At 66.2% G+C, this 7,406-nt stretch carries 7 protein-coding genes; 6 read left to right on the forward strand and 1 reads right to left on the reverse strand.

Going from position 1 to position 7,406, the window contains the following annotated elements:
* Nucleotides 1–626 (reverse strand): hypothetical protein (locus tag A5625_RS24625; RefSeq protein ID WP_067000428.1); only part of this gene is annotated, 626 nt, incomplete at its 3' end.
* A gap of 374 nt (nucleotides 627–1,000) precedes the next feature.
* Between A5625_RS24625 and A5625_RS24630 the strand changes: the two genes are divergently transcribed.
* The 6 genes from A5625_RS24630 to A5625_RS24655 all read left to right on the forward strand — a co-directional run.
* Entirely contained in the window at nucleotides 1,001–2,290 is a 1,290-nt protein-coding gene (locus A5625_RS24630) for a TQXA domain-containing protein (RefSeq protein ID WP_067000431.1), read from the forward strand.
* Nucleotides 2,291–3,223 (forward strand): cysteine synthase A, encoded by a 933-nt coding sequence (gene cysK / locus A5625_RS24635; RefSeq protein ID WP_067000434.1) that lies wholly within the window; start codon nucleotides 2,291–2,293, stop codon nucleotides 3,221–3,223. It abuts the gene before it with no gap.
* A gap of 2 nt (nucleotides 3,224–3,225) precedes the next feature.
* On the forward strand, nucleotides 3,226–3,909 hold the full coding sequence (gene cysE / locus A5625_RS24640; protein WP_067000437.1) for a serine O-acetyltransferase: 684 nt from the start codon (nucleotides 3,226–3,228) through the stop codon (nucleotides 3,907–3,909).
* Nucleotides 3,910–4,137: 228 nt separating this feature from the next.
* On the forward strand, nucleotides 4,138–5,253 hold the full coding sequence (locus tag A5625_RS24645; RefSeq protein WP_067000439.1) for an LLM class flavin-dependent oxidoreductase: 1,116 nt from the start codon (nucleotides 4,138–4,140) through the stop codon (nucleotides 5,251–5,253).
* Nucleotides 5,250–6,371, forward strand: a complete 1,122-nt coding sequence (locus A5625_RS24650) for an LLM class flavin-dependent oxidoreductase (protein ID WP_067000442.1) — start codon at nucleotides 5,250–5,252, stop codon at nucleotides 6,369–6,371. The genes A5625_RS24645 and A5625_RS24650 overlap by 4 nt, the downstream gene beginning before the upstream one ends.
* On the forward strand, nucleotides 6,368–7,406 hold a 1,039-nt coding region (locus tag A5625_RS24655), incomplete at its 3' end, for an NtaA/DmoA family FMN-dependent monooxygenase (RefSeq protein ID WP_067000445.1). The genes A5625_RS24650 and A5625_RS24655, both read left to right, overlap by 4 nt.

Consider the following 7,406-nt stretch of genomic DNA (forward strand, 5'->3'; position numbering starts at 1 on the left):
TGCGCACCGAACAGGCTCACGACGACGGGCGGCACGCCCCGGTAGGTGGCTTCCCGGCCGAATGCGGCGATACCCAGCGGATGGGTGAGGAAGAAGCTGGGCGTCTTCCACACCTTGGTGATCAGGGCGTCGAGGTCGTCGGGCGCGGGGGCGCCGGCCAGCGTCTGGATGGTCTGCTCCGGCGTCGCCTGTGCCAGCAGCCCGTACTCGGGGCTGTTGATCAGTTCGAATTCCTGGCGTTCCTTGATCGTCTCGATGGTCAGCCGCAGCTGCTGGGCAATCTGGTCGTGCGGGCTCGAGTACAGGTCGGAGACCCGGGTGTGGATGTCGACCAGGGTCGAGATGCTGCGCAGCGTGTATTCGCGCGGGCTGGTCTCGTAGTCGACGTACGTTTCGGGCAGCGGTTCGTCGGTGCCGGCGCCCGCTTCGGCCTTGATCGCGACCTGCTCGGGGTTGACCACCCGGTTGACCCGGTAGATACCGGCCTCCACCGGGACCCAGCCAAGCAGGTGCAGCAGCCAGCGCGGTGTGATCGTCGACAGCTGGGGGACGGTCTTGGTCGCGTTGGCAAGTTGCCTGGCAGCGAGGTCGCCAAGTGTCTGAGACTCGTTTTGAGCCGAGGTCATCGGGGTCCTTTCATGCGTGAACAGCGGCCGGGTCGGGCGGATCTATCGTCCCCCACCAGAAGCGGGTCCGCGCGCCGAGCCTAGGCAACGTTACGACCTGGCCAGAAGGTTTACAGGCTGGCTGAGCGAAACGGGTCGCACAGGGTCGATGGCCTATAGTTGGGGCATGCAACACCCCGTACAGCCGCGCTTTGTCCCGTCGCGCTGCGTCGTCGTGGACTGTTGTTGCTGTTGTTGCTGTTGTTGTTGATTTCCACAAGCCCTCTGACGCTGTAGAAATCCCCGCGTTAGCCCATTCGGGCGGTGTCGCCGGGTCCTGTCCGGCGGCGTGAAGACGCGGGCCCATGGAAAGCCTTTCAGGAAGACAACAACCCATGACCATACTGTCCGAGCCCAACCGTGCCCTGGCACCGGTGGCGACCCGTCGGCGTTCGGTGGTCCGGCCGGTCACCGCACTCAACCGCATGACGCGTTACCGGGGCGGCACGTATTCCCACACCGTCGACCGGATCGTGTTCACCGACGGAAGCTGGGCGCGCACCGACCTGATCAGACTGAACCCGAACGTGCACGCCTACTCGCTGGATTTCACCGGCGTCGCACCGCAGCACCCGTCGCACTACCGGGTCGACACTTGGTCTGCGTTGCCGCATCTGCGAACGTCCGGTCACGAAGCCAAGGTCGACTGGATCTTGCGGCACTCCTTCCCGATGCGCTGCACCGCCGAATTGAGCCGGCAGGTGCGCGAAGCAGGCTATCCGCTGGGACCGGCCAACATCAATGAACACGAGGCGATCGCCGCGACTCAGGCCGCGATCTGGTTATTCACCAATGGCCTGGCGCTGGACACCCGGCCGCTCAACGTCCCCGTTGCCGTTCACCGCTCACCCGGGCCGGTGATCACTTTCGAATTCGACGGCGCGCCTCAACTCGGTGGCTACTCGGCATGGATCGCCTCGCACGCGGGCGTAACGGTGAAGTTGCAGAAATCAGCCAATGGCGTTGACTACCATGATGTTTCGGGATCGGAGCTGACGGTGGCCCCAGGACGGGGCCGTCATCAGCGCACCTTGGGTGAGGGCAGCACACTGTCTTCGAGCAGCCACGGCCGCGGGGGGCGCGGGTACCGCTATTACCGGCTGGTCGCACGCTCCGACTCGGACATCCCGCGAATTGAGCACGTCAGCTTCCGGCTCACCGGTGCCCGCCACCACCGGAACGCCGACAAGGTCGTCCATCTGTACAACTACCTGCTCGCCCAGGCGGGGCGGGCGGTTCACCAAGCCGATGAGGCCCTACTGATCGACCAGCACGCCACCGCAGATTTGGAGCTCGTCGGGCCGTTCCAGGTGCGAATCCCGCTGATACTCAGCGCTAACGACGGTCACCAACTGGTCGACGCGGACGGCTTCTCCTTGGGTGAGGCGATCGAGCCCGGGACGGATTTCTACATCCGTCAGGCGCCCGGCACTTCGGGAATAACGCTAACCGCGAAAACCGTTAGCGATCTGCATGGACGCGTGCTCACCGGGGTAGCGCTGGATGAAGCGTCGCAACGCTTTACCCCGGTAGCGCTAGCCATCCCCACCGAGATGAACATAGAGTTCGATATTAGCTGGCAGGCCGAGGAAGCCTGGTCCTACGTCGTTGGAGACAAAAAATAGATGAGCATCGCGGAGAACGTCACGGAATTGATCGGTAACACCCCGCTGGTCCGGCTGAACCGGGTCACCGAAGGTGCGGTCGCAGACGTCGTCGCCAAGCTGGAATTCTTCAACCCGGGGAACAGTGTCAAGGACCGTATCGGGGTCGCGATGATCGACGCGGCCGAGCAGGCGGGCCTGATCAAGCCGGACACCATCATCCTCGAGCCGACGAGCGGAAACACTGGAATCGCCTTGGCGCTGGTGGCCGCGGCCCGCGGTTACCGTTGCGTGCTGACCATGCCCGAGACGATGAGCATCGAGCGGCGAATGTTGTTGCGCGCGTTGGGAGCTGAGATCGTATTGACGCCTGGCCCGGACGGCATGCCGGGCGCCATCGCCAAAGCCGAGGAATTGGCCAAGAGCGACCAACGGTATTTCGTGCCACAGCAGTTCGAGAACAAGGCCAATCCGGCGATCCACCGCAAAACCACCGCGGAGGAAGTGTGGCGCGACACCGACGGCAAAGTCGACATCTTCGTCGCCGGAGTGGGCACCGGCGGCACAATTACCGGGGTGGCTCAGGTCGTCAAAGAACGCAAGCCCTCAGCACAATTCATCGCCGTAGAGCCCGCCGCATCGCCGGTGCTGTCCGGTGGAAAGAAGGGGCCGCATCCGATCCAGGGCATCGGCGCCGGATTCGTCCCGCCGGTGCTGGCGATGGATCTGGTCGACGAAGTGATCGCCGTCGGCAATGAAGAGTCCATCGACTTGGCCCGGCGGCTGGCCGCCGAAGAGGGACTGTTGGTCGGCATCTCTTCGGGCGCGGCGGTGGTCGCCGCCCTGCAGGTGGCCCGCCGCCCCGAAAACGCCGGAAAGCTCGTCGTCGTGGTGCTGCCCGACTTCGGCGAGCGGTACCTGAGCACACCGTTGTTCGCCGACCTGGCCGATTAAAAATGCTGGAAGCCATACGTCGTGACATACGGGCGGCCAGGGAGCGCGACCCGGCCGTTCCGACCACGCTGCAGGTGATCTTCGCCTACCCGGGCGTGCACGCCATCTGGGGCCACCGCATCAACCACTGGCTGTGGCACCGCGGCGCCAGGCTGGTCGCCCGCATCACCGCCGAAATCACCCGCATTCTGACCGGCGTCGAAATCCACCCCGGCGCCGTGCTCGGTCCCGGTCTGTTCATCGACCACGCGACCGGTGTGGTGATCGGCGAAACCGCCGAAGTGGGTGAGGACGTCACCATCTACCACGGTGTCACCCTCGGCGGCAGCGGCAGGGACACCGGCAAACGTCACCCCACCATCGGTGATCGGGTGACCATCGGCGCCGGGGCCAAGATCTTGGGCGCGATCAAGATCGGCGACGACAGCCGCATCGGCGCCAACGCCGTGGTGGTCAAAGAGGTTCCGTCGAGTTCAGTGGTGGTCGGCGTGCCCGGACAGGTCATCAGCCGCAGCCGACCCGGCAGTCCGGACGACTCGATGATGCCCGATCTCGTCGGCGTCAGCCTGCAGTCGCTGCTGACCCGGGTAACCAAACTCGAAGCCCGGGCGGATGGCGCCCAGTCCAACCATGTCATCCGGCCCCCCGAGGCCGGCGTCTGGCACGGCGAGGACTTCTCCATCTGAGCTCAACCAATCCCCAAAGCTTGTGGAGCCCAGCCGAACACACGGTCTGATCGCAGGTATTCGCCACGCTGCACCGAACCCCCATCGGCGCGCGCGATGGCCATGACCTCGGCGGAGTATTACTCACGCTGAACTTAACCCGGCGTTGGAATGCATTGCCGCCCTCAGCGTTGCACAGTGGGTTATGACCACGATGTGCACCGGCGACCCAGCCGACGGGGACCGATTATGACCGAGCTGCATCTGGCGGTAGCGCTGGACGGCTACGGTTGGCATCCGCACGCGTGGCGATACGCGCACGCGCACAACGCGACCGGCGGCGGGCACCTCAGCGGGCGGTACTGGGCGGCGCTGGCGGGCACCGCCGAGCGGGGACTGCTGGATTTCCTGACCATCGACGACAGCCTGGACGCGCAGCCTGGCCGCCGAGCCGAAATCTCCCCGCGTCGCTTGGTCGGGCGCGCCGACGCCACCCTGGTGGCGGCCCGGATCGCGCCGATCACCCAACACATCGGCCTCGTTCCGGTGGCGACGGTTACCCATACCGAACCGTTCCATGTCTCGAAAGCCATTGCGACGCTTGACCATATTTCGCATGGGCGGGCCGGCTGGCAGGTGCGGGTGAGCCCGACCGCGCACGAAGCGGCGTTGTTCGGCCGGCGGTCGGCCCCCGAAGGCGACGACCTGTTCGATGAGGCCGCCGACGCCGTGGAGGTGGTGCGCCGCCTTTGGGACAGCTGGGAGGATGACGCCGTCATCCGCGATGTCGCTACCGGTCGCTACATCGACCGCGGCAAGCTGCACTACATCGACTTCGTCGGGGAGCACTTCTCGGTCAAGGGGCCCTCGATCACCCCGCGGCCACCTCAGGGCCAGCCGGTGGTGGCGGCGCTGGCCCATGGCATCTACGAATTCGCCGCCGCCGGCGCCGACCTGGTGTTCGTCACCCCGCATGACGAAACTTCACTGCGTGCGATCCTGGCCGACGTCGACAACGCGCAGGCCGCCGCGGGCCGACAGATCCAGGTCTACGCGGACCTGCTGGTGTCACTGGTCGACGATCCATTGACACCGGCAGCGGCCATTTCGTCCGACGCGCATGTATTCGTCGGCAGCACAAGCAATTTAGCGGATCTGCTGCTCGCCTGGCAGGACGCCGGGGTCGACGGGGTACGGCTGAGGCCCGCGGTCAACGCCGTCGACCTGCCCGCCATTGTCGACGACCTGGTGCCGCGACTGCAGCGCACCGGCCGCTACCGCACCGGCTACCGCGATGACCAGACACTGCGCGAACGCCTCGGGCTGGCTGCCGCACCGAACCGCTACGTGGCGGCGCCATCATGACCGTCACTCCCCTGTCGATCCTCGACCTCGCTCCCATCAGCGCCGGCAGTGACGCCGCGGCGGCGTTGCGCAACACCATCGATCTGGCCCAGCACGCCGAGCAATGGGGCTACAAGCGCTATTGGCTCGCCGAGCATCACTTTGTCGCGGTCGCCAGCTCGTCGCCGGCGATGGTGATCGGCCAGATCGCCGCGGCCACCCAACGAATTCAGGTCGGGTCGGCCGCGGTGCAGATCGGCCACACCACGGCGCTCGCCGTGGTGGAAAGTTTCGGCATCCTCGACGCACTCTATCCGGGCCGTATCGACATGGGGCTGGGGCGGTCCGGGCAGCGACGCAAAGAGGCGGCCGCGTCGTCGCCGGCTGCTGCCGAACCCGTGCCCAGGCCATGGCGCGAGGTAGACGGGGTGGTCATCCCCACGCCGTTCGACCAGACACCGCTGATGAAAAGCGAGCGCATCCGGGCGCAGGCCTCAGTGCTCGCGCAACCGGGTGCGCAACCCCCAGACTTCGCCGAACAGGTCGCCGACATCGAAGCGATGCTGAACGGCACCTACACCGTCAATAGCCATGAGCTACATGCCGTTCCGGGCGAGCACGCCCAGTTGACACCGTGGATCTTCGGCAGCACCAAGGGCCAGAGCGCCGAGGTTGCCGGTGCCCGTGGGCTTCCCTTTGTCGCGAGTTACCACATCACCCCTGGCACTGCGCTCGAGGCAATCACCGCCTACCGCAACGCTTTCCGCCCGTCAACCCGACTGTCGAAGCCATATGTGGTGGTGTCGGCCGACGTCGTGGTTGCCGAGGACAGTGCGACCGCAAGGCATCTCGCGTCCGGTTACGGCCGCTGGGTGTATTCCATCCGCAGCGGACACGGCGCGATCCCCTATCCGGATCCTGACTTCTGTGAGCCCCTGACCGAGGAGCAGCAGGCGCTGGTGGCCGACCGCACTGCGACACAGTTCGTCGGCAACCCGGACGAGGTGGCCGACCGGCTCGAGTTGTTGCGCCGGGTCACCGGCGCCGACGAACTGGTGATCACCTCCGTGACGCACCGGCATGTGGACCGGCTGCGCTCGCATGAACTGATCGCCAAACGATGGGGATTGACCGGATGATCGTTCGAGAAGCAGGCCAGCGGAAGCAGATCCACCTGGGCGCCCACTTCCCCGGGGTGAACAACACGACGGTCTGGTCCGATCCGAGCGCGGGCAGCCAGATCGCGTTTGAATCGTTTGTGCACCTTGCCCAGACCGCCGAGCGCGGTCTGTTCGACTTCTTCTTCTTGGCCGAAGGTCTGCGGCTGCGTGAGCATCGCGGCAAGATCCACGATCTCGACGTCGTAGGCCGGCCCGACACGTTCACCGTGCTGGCCGCGCTCGCCGCGGTCACCGACAGACTCGGCCTGGCCGGCACCATCAACACCACGTTCAACGAACCTTACGAGGTGGCAAGGCAATTCGCGACGCTGGACCAGCTGTCCGATGGGCGTTCAGCCTGGAACATGGTCACCTCCTCGGACGCTTTCACCGGGGAGAATTTCCGCCGCGGCGGGTTTCTCGCCCACGCCGATCGCTACCGCCGGGCCGAAGAATTCATCACCGTGGCGCGGCAGTTCTGGGACAGCTGGGCGCCCGGGGCCGTGGTCGCCGACGTTGACGCCGGGTTCTATGCCGACCCGGCCCGCATCGGCCTCGTCGAGCATCACGGTCCGCAATTCGACGTCCGCGGCGTCGCCTCGCTGCCCGCCGGGCCGCAGGGCCATCCGGTGCTGCTGCAGGCCGGTGACTCCGACGACGGTCGTGACTTCGGCGCCAAGCACGCCGATGCCCTGTTCACTTTGCACGGGTCACTCGAGGCCGGTCAGCGCTATTACGCCGACGTGAAGAACCGCGCCGCGGCCTACGGGCGAGACCCCGACCAGCTCAAGGTCCTGCCCGGCGCCACGTTCGCGCTGGGTGACACCCCGACCGAGGCGCTGGACAACGCCCGCCACATCCGCGAGCAACAGGTCAGCGGACCGACCGCGATCGCCTTCCTCGAGCAGGTGTGGGGCGTGGACCTGTCGGCCTACGATCCCGACGGGCCGCTGCCCGACGTCGACCCCGTCGAGAATCCGAACATCACCCGAGGGCGGGTCCGGCACGGCGACC

The sequence above is a fragment of the Mycobacterium sp. 1465703.0 genome (genome assembly GCF_001672975.1).
Classification (GTDB): domain Bacteria; phylum Actinomycetota; class Actinomycetes; order Mycobacteriales; family Mycobacteriaceae; genus Mycobacterium.